The sequence below is a fragment of the Nocardioides sp. Z21_20 genome (assembly GCF_059766585.1).
In genome coordinates this window covers 134,237-155,664 of sequence record NZ_JCBAJX010000004.1, presented here as the reverse complement: position 1 = coordinate 155,664, position 21,428 = coordinate 134,237, and the positions used below count along the sequence as shown (strand labels likewise).

General features: G+C 71.6%; 14 protein-coding genes and 1 pseudogene. 7 read left to right on the top strand and 8 right to left on the bottom strand.

Translation table 11 applies throughout. The annotated features are described in order from the left end of the window. Positions 1-65: 65 nt before the first annotated feature. The 4 genes from AC6EH9_RS09460 to AC6EH9_RS09445 form a co-directional block, all read right to left on the bottom strand. A complete protein-coding gene (locus tag AC6EH9_RS09460) occupies positions 66-1,019 on the bottom strand; it encodes an electron transfer flavoprotein subunit alpha/FixB family protein (protein ID WP_498422531.1) in 954 nt (317 codons plus the stop codon). A 10-nt stretch (positions 1,020-1,029) separates the two neighbouring features. Beyond that, positions 1,030-1,806 (bottom strand): electron transfer flavoprotein subunit beta/FixA family protein, encoded by a 777-nt coding sequence (locus AC6EH9_RS09455; protein ID WP_498422529.1) that lies wholly within the window; start codon positions 1,804-1,806, stop codon positions 1,030-1,032. Between the two features lie 229 nt (positions 1,807-2,035). Then, positions 2,036-2,401 (bottom strand): hypothetical protein, encoded by a 366-nt coding sequence (locus AC6EH9_RS09450; protein ID WP_498422528.1) that lies wholly within the window; start codon positions 2,399-2,401, stop codon positions 2,036-2,038. Positions 2,402-2,486: 85 nt separating this feature from the next. Then, positions 2,487-3,266: an enoyl-CoA hydratase/isomerase family protein gene (locus tag AC6EH9_RS09445; protein ID WP_498422526.1), complete on the bottom strand. Its 780-nt coding sequence runs from the start codon at positions 3,264-3,266 to the stop codon at positions 2,487-2,489. 118 nt (positions 3,267-3,384) lie between these two features. Between AC6EH9_RS09445 and glgX the strand changes: the two genes are divergently transcribed. After that, positions 3,385-5,553 carry a glycogen debranching protein GlgX gene (gene glgX, locus AC6EH9_RS09440; RefSeq protein WP_498422525.1) on the top strand — a complete coding sequence of 723 codons (2,169 nt, stop codon included), beginning with the start codon at positions 3,385-3,387 and terminating at the stop codon, positions 5,551-5,553. A 20-nt stretch (positions 5,554-5,573) separates the two neighbouring features. Here glgX and glgP read toward each other — a convergent pair whose 3' ends face one another. Then, complete coding sequence (gene glgP / locus AC6EH9_RS09435; RefSeq protein ID WP_498422523.1) at positions 5,574-8,171, bottom strand: alpha-glucan family phosphorylase; 2,598 nt, start codon at positions 8,169-8,171, stop codon at positions 5,574-5,576. A 177-nt stretch (positions 8,172-8,348) separates the two neighbouring features. Here glgP and AC6EH9_RS09430 point away from each other — a divergent pair, with 177 nt between their 5' ends. The 5 genes from AC6EH9_RS09430 to AC6EH9_RS09410 are packed head-to-tail and all read left to right on the top strand — an operon-like array spanning position 8,349 to position 16,616. After that, entirely contained in the window at positions 8,349-10,358 is a 2,010-nt protein-coding gene (locus tag AC6EH9_RS09430; protein WP_498422522.1) for an alpha-1,4-glucan--maltose-1-phosphate maltosyltransferase, read from the top strand. After that, on the top strand, positions 10,355-12,142 hold the full coding sequence (gene treS / locus AC6EH9_RS09425) for a maltose alpha-D-glucosyltransferase (RefSeq protein WP_498422520.1): 1,788 nt from the start codon (positions 10,355-10,357) through the stop codon (positions 12,140-12,142). The genes AC6EH9_RS09430 and treS overlap by 4 nt, the downstream gene beginning before the upstream one ends. Next, complete coding sequence (locus AC6EH9_RS09420) at positions 12,139-13,566, top strand: maltokinase N-terminal cap-like domain-containing protein (RefSeq protein ID WP_498422518.1); 1,428 nt, start codon at positions 12,139-12,141, stop codon at positions 13,564-13,566. The genes treS and AC6EH9_RS09420 overlap by 4 nt, the downstream gene beginning before the upstream one ends. Further along, entirely contained in the window at positions 13,563-15,764 is a 2,202-nt protein-coding gene (gene glgB / locus AC6EH9_RS09415) for a 1,4-alpha-glucan branching protein GlgB (protein ID WP_498422516.1), read from the top strand. The genes AC6EH9_RS09420 and glgB overlap by 4 nt, the downstream gene beginning before the upstream one ends. 51 nt (positions 15,765-15,815) lie before the next feature. Continuing rightward, positions 15,816-16,616: an NUDIX domain-containing protein gene (locus tag AC6EH9_RS09410; protein ID WP_498422515.1), complete on the top strand. Its 801-nt coding sequence runs from the start codon at positions 15,816-15,818 to the stop codon at positions 16,614-16,616. A gap of 42 nt (positions 16,617-16,658) precedes the next feature. Here AC6EH9_RS09410 and AC6EH9_RS09405 read toward each other — a convergent pair. Then, a pseudogene (locus tag AC6EH9_RS09405) lies at positions 16,659-17,486 on the bottom strand (EamA family transporter); the annotation flags it as partial. A gap of 74 nt (positions 17,487-17,560) precedes the next feature. Here AC6EH9_RS09405 and AC6EH9_RS09400 point away from each other — a divergent pair. After that, positions 17,561-18,502, top strand: a complete 942-nt coding sequence (locus AC6EH9_RS09400) for a LysR family transcriptional regulator (RefSeq protein WP_498422514.1) — start codon at positions 17,561-17,563, stop codon at positions 18,500-18,502. 126 nt (positions 18,503-18,628) lie between these two features. On the opposite strand, the gene AC6EH9_RS09395 is transcribed toward AC6EH9_RS09400, so the two are convergent. Together AC6EH9_RS09395 and icmA are read right to left on the bottom strand one after the other, a co-directional pair. Further along, complete coding sequence (locus tag AC6EH9_RS09395) at positions 18,629-19,618, bottom strand: co-chaperone YbbN (RefSeq protein ID WP_498422512.1); 990 nt, start codon at positions 19,616-19,618, stop codon at positions 18,629-18,631. Between the two features lie 28 nt (positions 19,619-19,646). Then, the gene (gene icmA, locus AC6EH9_RS09390) at positions 19,647-21,404 is read right to left on the bottom strand and encodes a coenzyme B12-dependent isobutyryl-CoA mutase large subunit (RefSeq protein ID WP_498422511.1); all 1,758 of its coding nucleotides are present in this window, start codon (positions 21,402-21,404) and stop codon (positions 19,647-19,649) included. Positions 21,405-21,428: the final 24 nt, after the last annotated feature.

Genomic DNA, 21,428 nt, shown 5'->3' with positions numbered 1-21,428 from the left:
CCACGACGCACGACGCCGCGCCGCCCCTGAGGGGCGACGCGGCGTCGTGGACGCGCGGGAGCGGGTCAGCCCTTGCGCTGGTTGACCTGCTCGGTGGCGGCCGGGAGGACCGTGTGCAGGTCCCCCACGACGCCGAAGTCGACCAGCTCGAAGATCGGGGCCTCTTCGTCCTTGTTGACGGCCACGATCGTCTTCGAGGTCTGCATGCCGGCGCGGTGCTGGATCGCACCGGAGATGCCGTTGGCCACGTAGAGCTGCGGCGAGACCGTCTTGCCGGTCTGCCCCACCTGGAACGTGTGCGGCATCCAGCCCGAGTCCACCGCGGCGCGCGAGGCGCCGACGGCTGCACCGAGGGAGTCCGCGAACCCCTCGACGGGCTCGAAGTTGCCGCCGGTGCCACGACCGCCGGAGACCACGATCGCGGCCTCGGTCAGCTCGGGGCGACCGGTCGCCTTGCGCGGCTGCGAGGCGATGATCTGCGCGGTCTTGGCGGCGTCGGAGATCGACGGCGCGAACTCCTCGACCGTGCCGGCACCGGCCGCCTCCTCGGGAGCCGCCGAGTTGGGCTTGACCGTGATGATCGGCGTGCCGTGGGTGACCTTGGCGGTCACCGTGTAGTTGCCGGCGAAGACCGACTGCGTGGTGACCGGGCCGGGCTGCACGTCCACGGCGTCGGTGATCAGGCCCGAGTCGAGCTTGATCGCGAGCCGACCCGCGATCTCCTTGCCCTCCGCGGAGGAGGGGATCAGGATCGCGCCGGCCGACGTCTTCTCGGCCAGCTGCTGCAGCGTCTCGGCCTTGGGGGCCACCAGGTAGCCCTTGATCTGCGCGTCGTCGACCGAGTAGATCTTCTCCGCGCCGTACTTCTTGAGGCTGTCGGCGGCCGCGGCCGCCTTGTCGGCGGAGCCGATGAAGACGGCCGAGGGCTCGCCGAGGCGGCGCGCGATCGTCAGCAGCTCGTAGGTGGGCTTGCGGACAGTCCCGTCGACGTGGTCGACCAGAACCAGAATCTCAGACATTCGACGCTCCTCAGATGAACTTCTTCGAGGCGAGGAAGTCGGTGAGCGCCTTGGCACCCGAGCCGTCCTCGTCGGTGACGATCTCGCCGGCGGTGCGCGGCGGGCGGGCCGCGGTGTCCTCGACGGCGGTCCAGGCCACGGAGAGCCCGACCTGGTCGGCCTCCACGCCGAGGTCGCTCAGCGAGAGCGTCTCCAGCGGCTTCTTCTTGGCCGCCATGATGCCCTTGAAGGACGGGTAGCGAGCCTCGCCGGTCTGGTCGGTGACCGAGAGCACCAGCGGCATCGTGGCACCGATGACCTCCGTGGCGGTGTCGCCGTCACGCTTGACGCGCACCTCCTTGCCCTGGGTCTCCACGACCGAGGCGAAGGTGACCTGCGGCAGGGAGAGCCGCTCGGCGAGCATCGCCGGGACCACGCTGCCCGAGGCGTCGGTGCTGGCCATGCCGCACACCACCAGGTCGACCGGGGACTCCGCGCCGAGCTTCTCGATGGCCTTGGCCAGCACCAGCGAGGTGGCGACGTAGTCGGAGCCCGCGATGGCCTCGTCGGAGACCAGGACGCCCTTGTCGGCGCCCATCTGAAGGGCCTTGCGGACCGCGTCGACGGCCTTCTCCGGGCCGACGCAGAGCGCGGTGACCTCGGCGCCCTCGTTCTTCTCCTTCAGCTGCAGGGCCTGCTCGACGGCGTACTCGTCGAGCTCGGAGAGCAGCCCGTCGACGCTCACGCGGTCGACGGTGTTGTCGGACTCGAAATGCCGGTCCGCAGTGGCGTCCGGGACGTGCTTCACACAGACAACAATGTTCATGGTGGTGTGGCCGGTACGGCCCCTCCTGTGCGCTCGATGTGTTGTGCGAGGTTACTAGTTGGCCGTCCGGGCGAGAACGGGACTCTCGCGTGTGGTCAGTCACAGCGATACTGTCACGGACCCCCGCGCCGAGTGACCCCGGTCCACGCCCACGGCCGACCGCCGGCCCGCGTGGTGCCGGCCGGCCGCCGCGAGCGGGTGAGGCTCGGTCTCAGGGGCGCAGCAGCTTGTCGAAGACCTTGCCGATCACCAGCCACGCCACGGCGCCGATCCCCCAGTTGACCAGCGCGTTCAGCGTCTCGGCGTTCGGTCCGGTGAACTCCTTGACCCCGCCCTCGCGGGCGAAGATGCCGAGGTCGACGAGGTCCGCGCCGCTGAGCACGAAGGACACCAGACTGTTGTCCTCGTTGGCCCCCAGCGCGACACAGAGCGCGCCGACCGCGAGGAAGAGCGCGCACACGACACAGACCAGCCAGGCCAACTGCGCCAGCATCGAGCGGACGCCGTTCGGGCTGAGGTCCCGCTTGGTCCGCCCGCTCTTGCCGGCTTCGCTGTCCACCTTTTCCTTCTGCGCCACTGCTCATCCCTCATCCGTGTCTCGACGAGCCTCCCGTCGGGCTCGCTCGCCCGTCATCGAAGCCGACGGACGGGGCCTTGGCTAGTCACCGTCCCACGAATTCGGCCTTGCCCGGCCCCTTCTCCATGAACGACGCCATCCCGATGGTCCGGTCCTCGGTGGCGAACAGGGCGGCGAACTGCTGGCGCTCGATGGCCAGCCCGGTCTCCAGGTCCGTCTCCAGCCCGCGGTCGATGGCCTCCTTGGCGGCACGCACGGCGTAGGTCGCGGCACCGGCGAACTGGCGCGCCCAGGCCAGCGCCTCGCGGTACACCTCGTCGGCGGGGAAGACGCGGTCGACCAGGCCGATGGCCAGTGCCTCGTCGGCCTTCACGAAGCGGCCGGTGAGGACCAGGTCCTTGGCCTTGCTCGGGCCGACCAGGCGGGTGAGCCGCTGGGTGCCGCCGGCCCCGGGGATGATGCCGAGCAGGATCTCCGGCTGCCCCAGCGTCGCGTCGTGCGCGGCGAAGCGCAGGTCGGCGCACAGGGCGAGCTCGCATCCTCCGCCCAGCGCGTAGCCGGTGATCGCGGCGACGACCGGCTTGGGGATCTGCGCCACGGCCGAGAACGCCGACTGCAGCCCACTCGAGCGCTTGACCATGTCGGTGTGGGACATGTCGGCCATCTCCTTGATGTCCGCCCCGGCCGCGAACACCCGCTCCCCGCCGTAGATGACCACGGCCTTGATGTCGTCACGCTCGGTGGCCTCGGCCGCGGCGGCACGGATCTCCTCCTGCACCTGCGCGTCGAGCGCGTTCATCTTCGGCCGGTCCAGCCGCAGCGTCGCCACCTGGTCGGAGACCTCGAGTCGGACGAACTCACCCATGCTGCACACCTCACTGCTCGTCGACGTCCGGCGCCTGCGCCGGCCCACGCCGCATTGTGCCCGAGCCGCCGAGCCGCCGTCAGGAGTCCGGAGGAGGGCGATCGGGGACAATGGGCGAATGACTCCTGGAATGTGGACCTACGAGGGGCAGACGTCCAGCGTCTGGCCCGGACACCACTACCCGCTGGGTGCCACCTGGTCGGAGGAGTCGACCAACTTCGCCGTCTACGCCCCCGACGCCACCCACGTGTGGCTGTGCCTGTTCCACGAGCTGGACATCGAGATGCGCGTCTCGCTCACCGAGCGCACCCTGGGCATCTGGCACGGCGCGCTGCCGGGAGTCGCCCCCGGTACCCGCTACGGCTTCCGCGTCGACGGTCCCTGGGACCCCGCCCAGGGCCTGCGCTTCAACCCCGCCCAGCTGCTGCTGGACCCCTACGGCCGGGCCGTGTCCGGCGACCTCACCGCACACCCGGCCATCTACGCCCACCGCCTCGACGACCCCGCCAAGCCGGAGACCACCGACTCCGCGCCGTACGTCGCGCGCAGCGTGGTGGTCGACGACCGGTTCGACTGGGAGGGCGACCGTCCGCTGCAGCACCGCTGGCGCGACACGGTGATCTACGAGCTCCACGTGAAGGGCATGACCGCCCTGCACGACCGGGTGCCCGAGGAGCTCCGCGGCACCTACGCCGGACTCGCCTCGCCCGCGGTCATCGACTACCTGCTCGACCTGGGGGTGACCGCGGTCGAGCTGCTCCCGGTGCACCAGTTCTTCTCCGAGCCCTGGCTGTCCCGGCTCGGCCTGCACAACTACTGGGGCTACAACAGCCTGGGGTTCTTCGCGCCGCACAACGGCTACTCCTCCTCGGGGGATCGCGGCGAGCAGGTGCGCGAGTTCAAGGAGATGGTGAAGGCCTTCCACGCCGCCGGGCTCGAGGTCATCCTCGACGTGGTCTACAACCACACCGCCGAGGCCGGCTCGCAGGGGCCCGCGCTCAGCTTCCGCGGCCTCGACGACCGCGGCACCTACCGGCGCGTGCTGCCCACGCTCGCGGAGCTGGCGGCCGGCGGCCCCGTCTTCGACGACACCTACTGGGACGTCACCGGGTGCGGCAACACCGTCGACAGCTCCAACCCCCAGGTGCTGCGGCTGATCCTGGACTCGCTGCGCTACTGGGCCGAGGAGATGCACGTCGACGGGTTCCGCTTCGACCTGCTCCCGGCCCTGACCCGCACCGGCTACGACGTGGACATGCACTGTCAGCTGCTGACCACGATCGGCCAGGACCCGGTGCTGCGGCACACGAAGCTGATCGCGGAGCCGTGGGACGCCTCCGCCGAGGGCTACCGGGTGGGCGAGTTCCCGCCGCCGTGGGTGGAGTGGAACGACAAGTACCGCGACACCATGCGCGACTTCTGGCGCGGCGCCACGGCGGGGGTGCGCAGCGTGGCCACCCGGCTGGCCGGCTCCTCGGACCTGTACGCCGACGACGGGCGCTCGCCGTACGCCTCGGTCAACTTCATCACCGCCCACGACGGCTTCACGGTGCGCGACCTGGTCTCCTACGACCGCAAGCACAACGAGGCCAACGGCGAGGACAACCGGGACGGCACCGACAACAACCGCTCCTGGAACCACGGGGTGGAGGGCGAGACCGACGACCCCCGGATCCGCGCCCTACGGCGACGCCAGGCCGCCAACCTGATGGCGACGCTGTGCCTGTCGGCCGGGGTGCCGATGCTGACCGCCGGCGACGAGCGCGGCCGGACCCAGCGCGGCAACAACAACGCCTACAGCCAGGACAACGAGATCTCCTGGATGGACTGGTCCCTCGACGACGCCTGGCTCGACGTGCACGCGGTGACCAGGACCGCGCTGCGTCTGCGGCGAGAGCACCCCGCGCTGCGCCAGCGGCACTGGTTCGAGGGTCGTCCGGCGATCCGCGGCGGCCCCAAGGACCTGGCCTGGCTGCACCCGAGCGGGCGGGAGATGACCGGCGACGACTGGCAGGACGACTCGCTGCACGTGGTGGGGATGTTCGTCTCCGGGTCCCCGCTGCGCGCGCCCGGCCCGCACGGGGAGCAGCTGCACGACAAGTCGTTCATGGTCTGGCTGAACTCCGGCGACGGCCCGGTGAAGGTCCACCTCCCCGAGAACGACTGGGTCCAGCAGGGCGAGGTGGTGCTCTCCACCGATGCCGACCTGGCCGAGGGCACGCCGCTGCGGGCCGGGGAGTGGCTGCTGGTGGGCCCGCGCTCGACGGTGGTGCTGCGCCAGGTCTGAGCGCGGGCCCGGCAGGCGCCTCAGCCGGGCAGGGTCATCAGGCCCAGCTCGGCCGGCGCGGTCAGCAGCCGGTGACGCGGCAGGACGCGCACCGTGTAGCCGAACGGGCCCGGGCGCGCGAGCCTGACCGTGCCCCCGAAGGAGTACCGGGAGCCCTCGTAGGACTCCTGCAGCTCCAGGGAGGTGGTCGCGGCGTCACTCAGCGTGTCCTCCGCGGTGGTCGGTCCGTGCACCAGCTGCACGTCGACGTCCTCGGGCGAGAGGGCGCCGAGCGCCACGAAGGCGCGCACGGTGAGCTCGTCGCCCAGCTCCGGGCTGTCGCCCACGCCGGAGGAGTCGACGTGCTCGACGACCACGTGCGGCCACGCGTCGCGGACCCGGTGCTTCCAGCGCGCCAGCTCGGGGGCCGCGTCGGGGTCGGCCACGATGTTGCGCCGCGACGCGGCGGCCGGGGCGTAGAGCGCCTCGACGTAGTCGCGGACCATCCGCGAGGCCACCACCTTGGGGCCGAGCGACTTCAGCGTGTGGCGCACCATCTCGATCCAGCGCGCCGGGACGCCCTGGCGGTCCACGTCGTAGAAGCGCGGGGCGACCTCGTTCTCGATCAGGTCGTAGAGCGCCGTCGCCTCGATGTCGTCACGGTGGTCGGGGTCGTCGACGACGTCGGCGGACGGGATCGCCCAGCCGTTGTTGCCGTCGTACCACTCGTCCCACCAGCCGTCGAGGATCGACAGGTTCAGCCCGCCGTTCAGGGCCGCCTTCATCCCGGAGGTGCCGCAGGCCTCGTAGGGCCGCAGCGGGTTGTTCAGCCACACGTCGCAGCCCGGGTACAGCGGCAGCGCCATCGCGATGTCGTAGTTGGGCAGGAACGCGATCCGGTGCCGCACCTCGGGGTCCTCGGCGAACCGGACGATCTCCTGGATCAGCTTCTTGCCGCCGTCGTCGGCCGGGTGCGCCTTGCCGGCGATGATCAGCTGGATCGGCCGCTCGGGGTCGAGCAGCAGGCGCTTGAGCCGGGCGGGGTCGCGCAGCATCAGCGTGAGCCGCTTGTACGACGGGACCCGCCGCGCGAAGCCGATGGTGAGCACGTCGGGGTCGAGCACGGAGTCGGTCCAGTCCAGCTCGGCCGGGGCCGCGCCGCGCTCGAGGCAGGACTCGCGGACCCGGCGCCGGGCGTCGAGCACCAGCCGCTCGCGCAGCACGCGCTTGGTGCGCCAGATGTCGGCGGAGGCCACCCGGTCGACGGCGGCGAAGGCGTCGCTGGGGTCCAGGCGCGTCAGCTCGGAGTCGGGGTCCACGCCGGCACCGCGGGAGAGCTCGAAGACCTCGGGCGCGCACCAGGTCGGCGCGTGCACGCCGTTGGTGATCGACCCGATCGGGACCTCGGACTCGTCGAAGGCCGGCCACAGGCCGTTGAACATGCCGCGCGAGACGTGGCCGTGCAGCTGGGACACCCCGTTGGCGCGCTGGGCCAGGCGCAGGCCCATCACGGCCATGTTGAACACTCCGGGGTCGCCGCCGTCGTAGTTCTCGGCGCCGAGCGCCAGCACCTCCTCGACCGGCACGCCCGGCGTGGGGCTGTTGCCGGAGAAGTACTGCGCGACCAGGTCGCGCGGGAACCGGTCGATGCCCGCGGGCACCGGCGTGTGGGTGGTGAACACCGTGCCGGTGCGCGAGACCTCCAGCGCGGTCTCGAAGTCCAGGGCCGGTCCGCCCTCGCCGACGGTGAGCTCGCGGATCCGCTCGACGCCCAGGAAGCCGGCGTGCCCCTCGTTGGTGTGGAAGACCTCGGGCTCGGGGCTGCCGGTGATGCGCGAGTACACGCGCAGCGCGCGGACGCCGCCGACGCCGAGCAGCAGCTCCTGCAGGAGGCGGTGCTCGGAGGTGCCGCCGTAGAGGCGGTCGGTGACCTCACGCAGCCGGGGCTCGTTGGCCTCGACGTCGGAGTCGAGCATCAGCAGCGGGACGCGGCCCACCTGCGCCACCCAGATCCGGGCGTGCAGGTCGGCACCGGGCACGCCGAGGGTGACGATGGCCGGGGTCCCGTCCTCCTCGCGCAGCAGCGAGACCGGCAGACCGTCGGGGTCGATGACCGGGTAGGTCTCCTGCTGCCAGCCGGCGCGGGAGAGGGACTGGCGGAAGTAGCCGTGCCGGTAGAGCAGACCCACGCCGACGATCGGCACGCCGAGGTCCGAGGCGCTCTTGAGGTGGTCGCCGGCGAGGATGCCCAGGCCACCGCTGTACTGCGGCAGCACCGAGGCGATGCCGAACTCCGGGGAGAAGTAGCCGATCGCGGCGGGAGAGGTCTTCCCCTCGGCGGCGCGCCGCTGGTACCAGCGGTCCGCGGTGAGGTACTCGGTGAGGTCCTCGGCGACGGCCCGCAGCTGCTTGCGGAACCTCTTGTCGCGCTTCAGCTCCTCGAGCCGGGCCGGGTCCAGGGCGCCCAGCAGGCGCACCGGGTCACGGCCGACCTCCTCCCACAGGTCGGGCTCGACCGTGCGGAAGAGCTCCTGGGAGTCGTGGTGCCAGCTCCAGCGCAGGTTGGCGGCCAGATCGCTCAGGGCGCTGAGCTCGGTGGGCAGGACAGGACGGACGGTGAATCGTCTGATGGCTCGCACATGCTGACCGTAGCGGTCACGCTGGAACGTTCCAACCGAATCCCGCTAATGGTGTGTAACGACCAAGGAACGGGGAACCACTCCCTGCGCAGCACCGCAGGCCCGACCCGGCGCCCCACGCCCGGCGCCGCCCCCCGGTGTTGCTGCCCTGTCACCACAGACCGCTAGGTTGGACAAATGGTCGGACGCATCCCCGTCATGAACGTCATGCCTCTGGTCGATCTGGGCCGTCAGCCAGCCAAGGCAACCCTCCACGAGCCCTTCCCGGTCACCGCCACGGTGTTCCGCGAGGGCCACGACAAGCTCGGCGCCGAGGTGGTCCTCACCGGACCCGACGGCGTACGCCGCCCCCCGGTGCGGATGGCACCCAGCCCCGATCCCGAGACCCCCGATCGCTACGAGGCGTGGGTCACGCCCGACGCCGAGGGGCCGTGGACCTTCGCCATCCAGGCCTGGTCCGACCCCCTGGCCACCTGGCAGCACGACGCGGGCCTGAAGATCCCGGCCGGCGTGGACGTGGAGCTGATGTTCACCGAGGCGCGGCTGCTGTGCGAGCGCATCCTCGCCGACCTGCCCGCCGGTGACGGCCAGCGCGAGGTGCTGCGCTCCGCGATCGACGCGGCCACCGACACCGCCCGCCCGGAGGGGGCCCGCCTCGCCGCGCTGCAGTCCCCCGAGCTCGACGAGGTGTTCGCGGCCAACCCGCTGCGCGACCTGGTCACCCTCGAGGGCCCCTTCCCCCTCTACGCCGACCGCTCCCGAGCGCTCTTCGGCAGCTGGTACGAACTCTTCCCGCGCTCCGAGGGCGCCTACCACGACCCGGCCACCGGCAAGGTCGTCAGCGGCACCTTCGCCACCGCCGCGAAGCGCCTCGACGCGGTCGCCGCGATGGGCTTCGACGTGGTCTACCTGCCGCCCATCCACCCGATCGGCGAGGTCAACCGCAAGGGCCCCAACAACACCCTCACCCCCGGCCCCGACGACCCGGGCTCGCCGTGGGCGATCGGCAGCCGGCACGGCGGCCACGACGCCGTGCACCCGGACCTGGGGACCATCGACGACTTCGACGACTTCGTCGCGCGCGCCGGCGAGCTCGGCCTCGAGGTGGCGCTGGACCTGGCGCTGCAGGCGGCCCCGGACCACCCCTGGGTCAGCGCGCACCCGGAGTTCTTCACGACCCGCGCGGACGGGTCCATCGCCTACGCGGAGAATCCGCCGAAGAAGTACCAGGACATCTACCCGATCAACTTCGACAACGACCCCGAGGGCATCTACGCCGAGGTGCTGCGGGTGGTGCGCCACTGGATGGATCACGGGGTGCGGATCTTCCGCGTCGACAACCCGCACACCAAGCCGGTGGCCTTCTGGGAGCGGCTGCTTAAGGAGATCCGCAGCACCGACCCCGACGTGCTGTTCCTCTCCGAGGCGTTCACCCGCCCGGCGATGATGCACGCGCTCGGCTCGGTCGGCTTCCACCAGAGCTACACCTACTTCACCTGGCGCAACGCCAAGTGGGAGCTCGAGGAGTACCTGCGCGAGCTGTCCGAGGAGTCCGCACACCTGCTGCGGCCGAACTTCTTCGTGAACACCCCCGACATCCTGCACGCCTACCTGCAGTACGGCGGGCCGGCGGCGTTCAAGATCCGGGCTGCGATCGCGGCCACCGGCTCGCCGAGCTGGGGCGTCTACGCCGGCTTCGAGCTCTACGAGCACGTGGCGCTCAAGCCGGGCAGCGAGGAGTACCTCGACTCGGAGAAGTTCCAGATCCGGCTCCGGGACTGGGAGGGCGCCGAGGCGCAGGGCCGCACGCTCGCGCCGTACCTCACCCGGCTCAACGCGATCCGCCGCGCCCACCCGGCACTGCAGCAGCTGCGCAACGTGGTGATCCACCACAGCGACGACGAGAACGTCCTGGTCTTCTCCAAGCAGTCCCCGCCCGCGGGGTCCGCCGCCCAGGCGGACGCTGAGGAGGACCTGGTCATCGTCGTGGTCAACGTCGACCCGCACGGCACCCGCGAGACGACCGTCCACCTCGACCTGCCCGCCCTCGGAATGGAGTGGCACGACTCCTTCCACGTCCACGACGAGCTCACCGACGAGACCTGGACCTGGGGCGCGCACAATTACGTGCGCCTCGACCCGTCCTACGAGCCCGCCCACATCCTCACTGTCAGGAGGCCCCGTTGATCGAGCCCGCGTCATCCGGATCCACGACCGGCGATCCCGCCGTCACCGCCGACCCAGCCGCGGGCACCACCGCCGCCGACAACGCGCTCTTCGCCGGGGGTGACACCCCCGACTGGTTCAAGACGGCCGTCTTCTACGAGGTGCTGGTCCGCTCGTTCCGCGACTCCAACGGCGACGGCACCGGCGACTTCAAGGGCCTGACCGAGAAGCTGGACTACCTCCAGTGGCTCGGCGTCGACTGCCTGTGGGTGCCGCCGTTCTTCCCCAGCCCGCTGCGCGACGGCGGCTACGACGTCGCCGACTACACCGGGGTCCTCCCCGAGGTGGGCACGATCGAGGACTTCCACCACTTCCTCGACGAGGCGCACAAGCGCGGCATCCGCGTGATCATCGACTTCGTCATGAACCACACCAGCGACCAGCACCCGTGGTTCCAGGCGAGCCGCGAGGACCCCGAGGGCCCCTACGGCGACTTCTACGTCTGGTCGGACTCCGACGAGCTCTACGAGGACGCGCGGATCATCTTCGTCGACACCGAGCCGTCGAACTGGACCTGGGACCCGGTGCGCCAGCAGTACTTCTGGCACCGCTTCTTCAGCCACCAGCCCGACCTCAACTTCGACAACCCCAAGGTCCACGAGGCGATGCTGGAGGCGTTGTCCTTCTGGCTCGACATGGGCCTGGACGGGTTCCGCCTGGACGCGGTCCCCTACCTCTACGAGCGTCCCGGCACCAACGGCGAGAACCTCCCCGAGACCCACGAGTTCCTGCGGATGGTGCGCCGCTTCGTCGACGAGAAGTACCCCGGCCGGGTGCTGCTGGCCGAGGCCAACCAGTGGCCCGCCGATGTCGTGGACTACTTCGGCGACTTCGAGTCCGGTGGCGACGAGTGCCACATGTGCTTCCACTTCCCGGTGATGCCGCGCATCTTCATGGCGGTGCGCCGCGAGTCGCGCTTCCCGATCTCGGAGATCCTCGAGCAGACCCCGGCGATCCCGCACAACTGCCAGTGGGGCATCTTCCTGCGCAACCACGACGAGCTCACCCTCGAGATGGTCACCGACGAGGACCGCGACTACATGTGGGGCGAGTACGCCAAGGACCCGCGGATGAAGGCCAACATCGGCATCCGCCGCCGGCTGGCGCCGCTGCTGGACAACGACATCAACCAGATGGAGCTGTTCACCGCGCTGCTGCTCTCCCTGCCGGGCTCGCCGGTGCTGTACTACGGCGACGAGATCGGGATGGGCGACAACATCTGGCTCGGTGACCGCGACGGGGTGCGCACCCCGATGCAGTGGACCCCGGACCGCAACGCCGGCTTCTCGGTGGCCACGCCGGGCAAGCTGCACCTGCCGCTGGTCCAGGACCCGGTCTACGGCTACCAGAGCGTCAACGTCGAGGCGCAGCTGGAGAACTCCTCCTCGCTGCTGCACTGGACGCGCCGGATGATCCACGCCCGCCGCAAGCACGCGGCGTTCGGCCTCGGCACCTTCGCCGACCTGGGCGGGTCCAACCCCAGCGTGCTCTCCTACGCCCGCGAGCACACCGACGAGAACGGGCGCACCGACACCATCGTCTGCGTCAACAACCTCTCGCGCTTCCCCCAGCCGGTCGAGCTGGACCTGCGCCGCTTCGAGGGCTACCAGCCCGTCGAGCTGCTCGGCGGGGTGCCCTTCCCGCCCGTCGGCGAGCTGCCCTACCTGCTGACCCTCGGCGCCTACGGCTTCTACTGGTTCCGTCTCACCAAGCCCGCTTCGGCGGAGGAGGGAGCGTCGACATGACCGGTCCCACGGACGTCATGGTCCCGTTCCTGGAAAGGTCGCGCTGGTTCGGCGGCAAGGGCCGCGCCTTCACGGTCACGCAGATCCGGCGACTCGGCGAGGTGCCCGGCGGCGTGGAGGGCGGCCCGCGGGTGGTCATCGACCTCGTCGTCGTCGACTACACCGACGGGACCGAGGGCGGCGAGGAGCGCCGCGAGATGTACCAGGTCCCGCTGGCCTTCTACCCCGAGCCGCAGGAGCGCCTCGAGCACGCGTTGGTCGGCACCTGGGCCGAGCCCGACCTCGGCCTCGGCGAGGTGCACGCCTACGACGCGGTCCACGACCACGACGCGATGGCGTCCTGGCTGCGCTCCTTCGACCTGGCGGCCACCCGCACCGTCGACCCCGACAGCCCGCTGGCCTTCCACCGCCTGCCCGGGCACGACCTCGACCTGAGTGGGCACTCCACGCTGTTCAGCGGGGAGCAGTCCAACTCGTCGGTGGCCTTCGGCGAGGACTCGCTGATGAAGGTCTTCCGCAAGGTGACCCCGGGGGTCAACCCCGACATCGCGATCCACGAGGTGCTCACCCGCACCGGCTCCGACCACGTGGCCGCGCTCTACGGCTGGCTCGACATCCACGACGAGGCCGCCGACTCCGTCATCCAGCTGGCGATGCTGCAGCAGTTCCTGCGCACCGCCAGCGACGGCTGGGACCTCGCCCTGGCCAGCGTGCGCAACCTTTTCGCCGAGGCCGACCTGCACGCCTACGAGGTGGGCGGCGACTTCGCCGCCGAGGCCGCGCGGCTCGGGGTGGCGCTGGCCGAGGTGCACGCGGACCTCGCCGAGCACTTCCCCGTCGAGCGGCGCAGCTCCGCGCAGATGGCCGAGCTCGGGGCCGCGATGAGCCGGCGCCTGGACGAGGCGCTGACGATCGTGCCGGGCCTCGAGCCGTACGCCGAGGGCCTGCGCGCGGCGTACGCCAGGCTCGGCGAGCTCGACGACGTGCCCGTCCAGCGGGTGCACTGCGACCTGCACCTGGGCCAGACCCTGCGCACCAGCAAGGGCTGGAAGATCGTCGACTTCGAGGGCGAGCCCGCCAAGCCGCTGGCCGAGCGGATGCTGCCGGACTCGCCATGGCGCGACGTCGCCGGGATGCTGCGCTCCTTCGACTACGCGCCGCGCGTGGTCGAGCGCACCCTCGGCGAGGGCGACGCCAACGACGACCACCAGCGCGCCTACCGCGCCGAGGAGTGGTCCGAGCACAACCGCAACGCCTTCCTGCAGGCCTACGCCGGTCGCGACCTCTCCGCCGGCGAGCAGACCCTGCTCGCGGCGTACGTCGCGGACAAGGCCGTCTACGAGACCGTCTACGAGACCCGAAACAGACCGGCGTGGGTGTCCATCCCCCTCGCTGCCGTCGCCCGGATCGGAGCCACATCATGACCGACGAGACCCCCGCCTCCACCGCCGCGCTCAAGCCGGTGCCCCGCGAGGAGCTCGACCTGCTCATCGAGGGCGCGCACGGAGACCCGCACGCCGTGCTCGGCGCCCACCCGCACGACGGCGGCGTCACGGTCCGGGTCTTCAAGCCGCTGGCCTCCAGCGTCGTGATCGGCCACCAGGGCACCGAGACCCGACTGGTGCACGAGTACGAGGGCATCTGGGCCGGCGTGCTGCCGGTCGAGGAGGTCCCCGACTACCGGGTGGTGGTCTCCTACGACGCCGAGCCGGTGGTCCTCGACGACCCCTACCGGTTCCTGCCGACGCTGGGCCCCACCGACCTGCACCTGATCAACGAGGGCCGCCACGAGAACCTCTGGGAGGTCCTCGGCGCGAAGGTGCGCCACTACCCCGCCGGGATCACCGGCACCTCGTTCGCCGTCTGGGCGCCCTCGGCCCGCGGTGTGCGCCTCAAGGGCGACTTCAACGGCTGGGACGGCCGCGAGCACCCGATGCGCCAGCTCGGCGTCTCCGGCGTGTGGGAGCTGTTCGTCCCCGACATCGGCTCCGGCACCCGCTACAAGTTCGCGATCCTGGGTGCCGACGGCGTCTGGCGGGAGAAGGCCGACCCGATGGCCTTCCACACCGAGGTGCCGCCGCTGACGTCGTCGGTGGTCTTCGACTCCTCCTACTCCTGGTCCGACGACGCCTGGATGGCCTCGCGTCCCGAGCGGCGTCACGTCGCCGAGCCGATGTCGGTCTACGAGATGCACCTCGCCTCGTGGCGCAAGGGCTGGCAGGGCGAGACCCTCGACTACCGCCAGCTCGCCGACGTGCTGGTGCCCTACCTCACCGAGCTCGGGTTCACCCACGTCGAGTTCATGCCGGTGATGGAGCACCCCTTCGGCGGGTCGTGGGGCTACCAGGTCACGTCGTACTTCGCCCCGACCGCGCGGCTCGGCGACCCCGACGGCTTCCGCCATCTGGTGGACCGGCTGCACCAGGCCGGCATCGGCGTCATCGTCGACTGGGTGCCGGCGCACTTCCCCAAGGACGAGTTCGCGCTGGCCCGCTTCGACGGCACGCCGCTCTACGAGGACCCCAACCCGAGCCGGGGCGAGCACCCCGACTGGGGCACCTACGTCTTCAACTTCGGTCGCCGCGAGGTGCGCAACTTCCTGGTCGCCAACGCGCTGTACTGGCTCGAGGAGTACCACATCGACGGGCTGCGTGTGGACGCGGTCGCCTCGATGCTCTACCTCGACTACAGCCGCGAGCCGGGCGAGTGGACCCCCAATGTGCACGGGGGCCGCGAGAACCTCGAGGCGATGCAGTTCCTTCAGGAGATGAACGCCACCGTCGACAAGCGGGTGCCGGGGGCGATGACCATCGCCGAGGAGTCCACCTCCTGGCCCGGCGTCACCGCCCCGACCAGCGAGGGCGGGCTGGGCTTCGGCTTCAAGTGGAACATGGGCTGGATGCACGACTCGCTGGGCTACGTCGAGCACGACCCGGTGCACCGCGCCTACCACCACGCCCAGATGACGTTCTCGCTGGTCTACGCGTTCTCCGAGAACTACGTGCTGCCGATCAGCCACGACGAGGTCGTGCACGGCAAGGGCTCGCTGCTGCGCAAGATGCCCGGGGACCGCTGGCGCCAGCTGGCCAACATGCGCGCCTACCTCGGGTTCATGTGGGCCCACCCCGGCAAACAGCTGGTGTTCATGGGCGTCGAGCTGGGCCAGGAGTCGGAGTGGGCCGAGGCCCGCCAGCTCGACTGGTGGCTGCTCGACCACCCCGAGCACCGCGGGATGCGCGACCTGGTCCGCGACCTGAACACCGTCTACCGCGACTCCCCCGCCCTCTACGCCGCCGACAACGACGCGTCGACCTTCGCCTGGATCGACGCCAACGACGCCGGGCGCAACGTGTTCTCGTTCGTGCGCCGGGCGCCCGGTGCGCCGGACCTGGTCTGCGTGGCGAACTTCTCGGCCGTGCCGCACGAGGGCTTCCGCCTCGGGCTGCCCGAGGCGGGCACCTGGGACGAGGTGCTCAACACCGACGCGGAGGGCTACACCGGCTCCGGCGTCGGCAACCTGGGCGCGATCGAGGCCGTCGAGGGCGAGTGGTCCGGCCACCCGGCGCATGCCGATGTGGTCATCCCGCCGCTCGCCACGGTCTGGTTCCGGCGCCGTCGCTGAGCACGTGACGGCTTCGCGCGTGGGCGCGGGAGGGACGGCTAGGGTGACTGCGTGACCGACCCGTCGTCCCTCCCGGGCCAGCCGACCCTGCACGTGGCGGTGGTCGCCGAGGGCATCGCCCGCATCAGCTGGGAGCCGTCGCTGACCGCCCACGGCTCGGCCGCCGTCGACGTCGTACGCCGTGAGGTCGAGGCGCTGCTCGCCGGCCACCTCCGGGTGGAGACGCTGATCCCCCCCGACGACGAGGCCGCGCTGCGCATCGCCACCTGGGCCGGGCTGCGCCGCGAGGGCGTGATGCGCGGGGTGCCCCGCGACGGCGGCACCGTGGACCTGGTCGTCTTCGCCCGGCTCGCCTCCGACGTGCCGGCCGATCGCCCCGAGGGGTTCCGCGAGCTGCTCAACTCGTTCCTGCCGCGCAAGCGGGCGATCAGCCAGATGCTGGTGCGCGACGAGCAGGACCGGGTGCTGCTGTGCCAGCTCACCTACAAGCGGGACTGGGACCTGCCCGGCGGCGTGGTCGAGGTGGGCGAGTCCCCGCAGCTGGCGGTGAGCCGGGAGATCGAGGAGGAGCTCGGGCTGACGATCCCGGCCGGGCCGCTGCTGCTCACCGACTGGCTGCCCGCGTGGAGCGGCTGGGACGACGCGCTGTGCCTGGTCTTCGACGGGGGGCGCCACCCCTCGAGCATGCTGGAGCGCGTCGTTCGCGAGGAGCGCGAGATCCGCTCAGCGGCGTTCTGCACCCTCGACGAGGTCAGGGAGCGGTGCGCGGACTTCACCGCCCGCCGGGTCGAGGCCGCCCTGCGCCAGGCCGGCCCCGGCGACTCCCCCGCCTACACCGAGTCCGGCAACTAGGTCCCTGCGGGGCCGCCCGAACCCCGGGCGCAGGGCGACCAGCACGCCGACCAGCAGCAGCCCGCCTCCGCCGACCTCCGCGCGGTTGGGCTGCTCGCCCCACAGCAGCCAGGCCGAGGTCATCGCCACCACGGGCGCCAGCAGCACCCACGGCACCACCGCCGCCGGCGGGTTGCGCGAGAGCAGCGCGTTGAAGATGCCGTAGCCGACCAGCGAGGCCAGCCCCGCGGTGTACAGCGTCGAGAGCACCGCCTGCGGGCTCAGCCCGACCAGCGCCGCCCCGACGGTGTCCGGGCCGTCGAGCAGCAGGGAGAGCGCGAGCAGCGGGACCGGCACCACGACGGCCGACCACACCGTCAGCGAGAGCCCGCCGGCGATCCCGGACGCCCGGGAGACGACGTTGCCGATGCCCCAGGACAGCGCGCCGGCCAGGCACAGCAGCAGGGCAGCCAACGGCACGTCGCCACCACGGCCGAGGGCGACCACGACCAGGCCGCCCGAGCCCAGGAGCACGCCGGCGACCTGCCCGCGGGTGGGGCGCTCCCCCAGCACCCCGGCGGCGATCACGATCGTGAAGATGACCTGGGCCTGGAGGACCAGCGCCGCGAGACCGGGCGGCAGCCCGGCGTGCATGGCGACGTAGAGCAGGCCGAACTGTCCCAACGACATGAACACCCCGACGGCGGCGACGGTCCTCCACGGCGCGGCGGGGCGTGGGACCAGCAGGATCGCGGGGAAGACCACGAGACCGAAGCGCAGCGCCACGAACAGCAGCGGCGGCACGTCTGCCATCCCCCAGTCGATCACCACGAAGTTGAAGCCCCAGATGGTGGCGACCAGGGCGGCCAGGAGGGAGTCTCGTACAGTCACCCGGACGAGTCTGGGGCCCACCGACCACGAAGCACCAGCGCACTGATCTGCATGTCTTCTTGTAGCGTTGCTTCATGATCGACCTCGCCGCCCTGATCTCCCTGCGCGCCGTCGCCACCCACGGCTCGGTGGTCGCCGCCGCCGCGGCACTGGGCTACACCCCCAGCGCGGTCTCCCAGCAGGTCAAGCGTCTCGAGCGCCAGGCCGGGGTGCCGCTGCTGGAGCGGGTGGGACGCGGGGTGCTGCTCACGGCTCCCGGCCGACAGCTGGTCGAGTCCGGCGCCCGGCTGCTCACCGACCTCGAGGAGATCGAGGCCGACCTGCACGCGGGCGCCGGCACCGTGACCGGTCACCTGCGCGTCACCGCGTTCTCCACCGCGACGCGCGGCCTGGTCGCGCCCGCCGTACGCACGGTGCAGCGCGAGCACCCGGCGCTCACCGTCTCCCTCACCGAGCGCGAGCCCTGGGACGCCGTCGAGCTGGTGGCCGACGGTCGCAGCGACGTGGCGATCGTGCACCGCTGGGGCGACGTCCCGATCGCGGTCCCCGACCACCTGGAGACGACCCCGGTGACGCGCGACGTCGCGGACGTGATCGTGGCGGCGGACCACCCCTTGGCCGCGCGCGAGCGGGTGACACCGGCCGACCTCGTCGACGAGCGCTGGATCGCGACGCCGCAGGGCACGATCTGCCGTCAGTGGCTGACCCGGATGTACGACGGCACCGGCCGGCTGCCGCTGATCGCCCACGAGTCGCTGGAGTTCCACTCGCACGTGGCCCTGGTCGAGGCCGGTCTCGGCATCGCGCTGATCCCGCGCCTCGGGCGCTCGGAGCTGCCGGCCGGCCTGTGCGCCGTACCGGCCCACGACCCCGTGCCGACCCGGGACGTGCTGGCCCTGCACCGCCGCAGCATGGCCACCTCCCCCGCCGTACGCGCCTTCCTCACCGCCCTCCCGCCCCGGCCCCGCCCCGCCCCCGCCCCCGCGCCGCCCCCCGGCGACACATCCCGCTTGTAACGCGGGGTTATGCCTACTGCCACAGCGAAATAACGCTGCTCCAGTGGACATAACCCCGCGTTACAGCGGCGGGGTACGGCGCGCGCGGGACGCGCGGAGCGCGGCGCGGCGCGGCGGGGTGGGGGGTCAGAAGAGGGCGGAGGCGAGGTTCTGGCGGCCCTTGATGACGCGGGAGTCGTCGTTGCCGACGGCGGCGAAGAGCCCGATCAGGTGCTGGCGGGCGCGGTCGCGCTCGTCGCCGGAGGTACGGCGCACCAGCTCGACGAGGCGGTTGAACGCGTCGTCGACGTGTCCCCCCAGCAGATCGAGGTCGGCCACCATCGTCTGCGCATCGACGTCGTCGGGCGCCTCGGCGGCCGCCGTGCGGGCGGCGTTCAGGTCGACGCCCTGGGTGCGCTGCAGCACCTTGGCCATCGCCAGCCCGGCCGCGGCCTCGGTGTCGGCCGGGTTGGCGTCGACGAGCTTCTGGTACTCGGCGACCGCACGGTCGATGTCCCCGTCGGCCAGCGCGTCCTGCGCCGGGGCGTAGCGCGGGTCGAGCTGCGGCTCCTCGTCGCCGTCGGCCACCGGGCCGACCGCGCGCGGCTGGTGTCGCCCGGCCACGCCCTGCGCGGTGAGCTGCTGGGCGACCTGGGTCAGCGCGGTGCGCAGCTCGTCGATCGGCAGCGGGTCCTGCAGCAGCGGCATCGGGCGACCGTCGACGACGGCCACCACCAGCGGGATGGACGGGATCTGCATGGCCTGGGCGATCGCCGGCGCGGCGTCGATGTCGACCAGCCCGACCAGGAATCGGCCCTCGAACTCCCCCGAGAGCGTCTCGAGGTCGTCGGCGAGCTGGCCGCTCTCCGGCATCCGGGTGCGCGAGAAGAACACCAGCAGGACCGGGGCGGTCATCGAGGTCTCGAGGACCTGCTGGAAGTTCTGCTCGCTGATCGGGACGGCGTACGCCGAGCCGCCGCCGGGCGCGCCGGCGGGGGCACCACCGGCCATGCCTGCGGGGGCGCCACCGGCTGCACCAGGGACGCCGCCGGGGGCTGCGGCGGACGGCGCGGGCGCCGGGCGCTTGAGGGCGGACAGGTCGATCGCTCCAGGGCGGGTGAACGGCTGCTGGGTCATGGTGCCCATCTTCCCCCAAGCACCACGACTAGAACCGCGCAGGCTCGCGGTACTCGCCCCACTCGGCGCGCAGGGCGTCGCAGATCTCCCCCAGCGTGGCCTCCACCCGGACCGCGTCGAGCATCGCCGGGATGATGTTCTCGGTGGTGCGCGCCACCTCGACCACCCGGGTCAGCGCGGACTCCACGGCCGCGGCGTCGCGCGCAGCCCGGCGCTCGGCGAGCAGCCGGACCTGCTCGACCTCGACCTCGTGCGAGACCCGCAGGATCTCCAGGTCGTGGGTGACCGAGTCCTGGTGGCAGTTGACGCCCACCACCCGCTTGTCGCCCTTCTCCAGCGCCACCTGGTACTGGAACGCGGCCTCGGCGATCTCGGACATGAACCAGCCCTCCTCGATGCCGCGCAGGATGCCGCGCGTCATCGGCCACACCCCCGCCTCGGCCTCGCCGGTGGCCTGGCGCATGGTCTCGGCGAGCCCGTCGGAATCGGCGTGGGTCAGCGTCGAGCCGCCCATCGCCAGGATCCGGTCGAAGATCGCGTTCGCCTCGGCCTCGATCCGGTCGGTCAGCGCCTCGACGTACCAGGAGCCGCCGAGCGGGTCGGCGACGTTCGCGACGCCGGTCTCCTCCATGATCACCTGCTGGGTGCGCAGCGCGATCTCCGCGGCCTGCTCGGAGGGCAGCGCCAGCGTCTCGTCCAGGGCGTTGGTGTGCAGCGAGTTGGTGCCGCCCAGGACCGCCGCGAGCGCCTCGATGCCGGTGCGCACTACGTTGTTGTAGGGCTGCTGCGCGGTCAGCGACACGCCGGCGGTCTGGGTGTGGAACCGCATCCACTGCGCCTTCTCGGTCTTCGCGCCGTAGACGTCGCGCATCCAGCGGGCCCAGATCCGGCGGGCGGCACGGAACTTCGCGATCTCCTCGAAGAAGTCCAGGTGGGCGTCGAAGAAGAACGACAGCCCCGGCGCGAAGACGTCCACGTCGAGCCCGCGGGAGAGGCCGAGCTCGACGTAGCCGAACCCGTCCGCGAGCGTGTAGGCGAGCTCCTGCGCGGCCGTCGAGCCCGCCTCACGGATGTGGTAGCCGGAGACCGAGAGCGGCTTGTAGGCCGGGATGTCGCGCGAACAGTGCTCCATCAGATCGCCGATCAGGCGCAGATGCGGCTCGGGTGCGAAGAGCCACTCCTTCTGGGCGATGTACTCCTTGAAGATGTCGGTCTGCAGGGTCCCGTTGAGCACGCCGGGGTCGACGCCCTGACGCTCGGCGGCGACCAGGTACATGCAGAAGACCGGGACGGCCGGGCCGCTGATCGTCATCGACGTCGTCACCTCGCCCAGCGGGATGGAGTCGAAGAGCGTCTCCATGTCCGCGGCGCTGTCGATGGCGACGCCGCAGTGGCCGACCTCTCCCAGCGCCTTGGGACTGTCGGAGTCGTGGCCCATCAGCGTGGGCATGTCGAAGGCCACCGAGAGCCCGCCCCCGCCGCGGCCCAGGATCATCCGGTAGCGCTCGTTGGTCTGCTGCGCGTTGCCGAAGCCGGCGAACTGGCGGATGGTCCAGGTCCGGCCGCGGTACCCGGTCGGGTGCAGGCCGCGGGTGAAGGGGAACTCGCCGGGCCACTCCGAGTCCTCCGTGCCGTACGCCGCGTCGACCGGCACGCCCGACAGGGTGGTGAAGTCGGCCTCGCGCACCCGGGAGGCGTCGTACCTGGCCTGCCAGCGGGCGCGGCCGGACGCGGCACCGGGCTCGCCGCTCGAGGCGTGGTTCAGGTCACGGGAGGAGTCGCTCATACGCCAGATACTAGGACGTCCTAC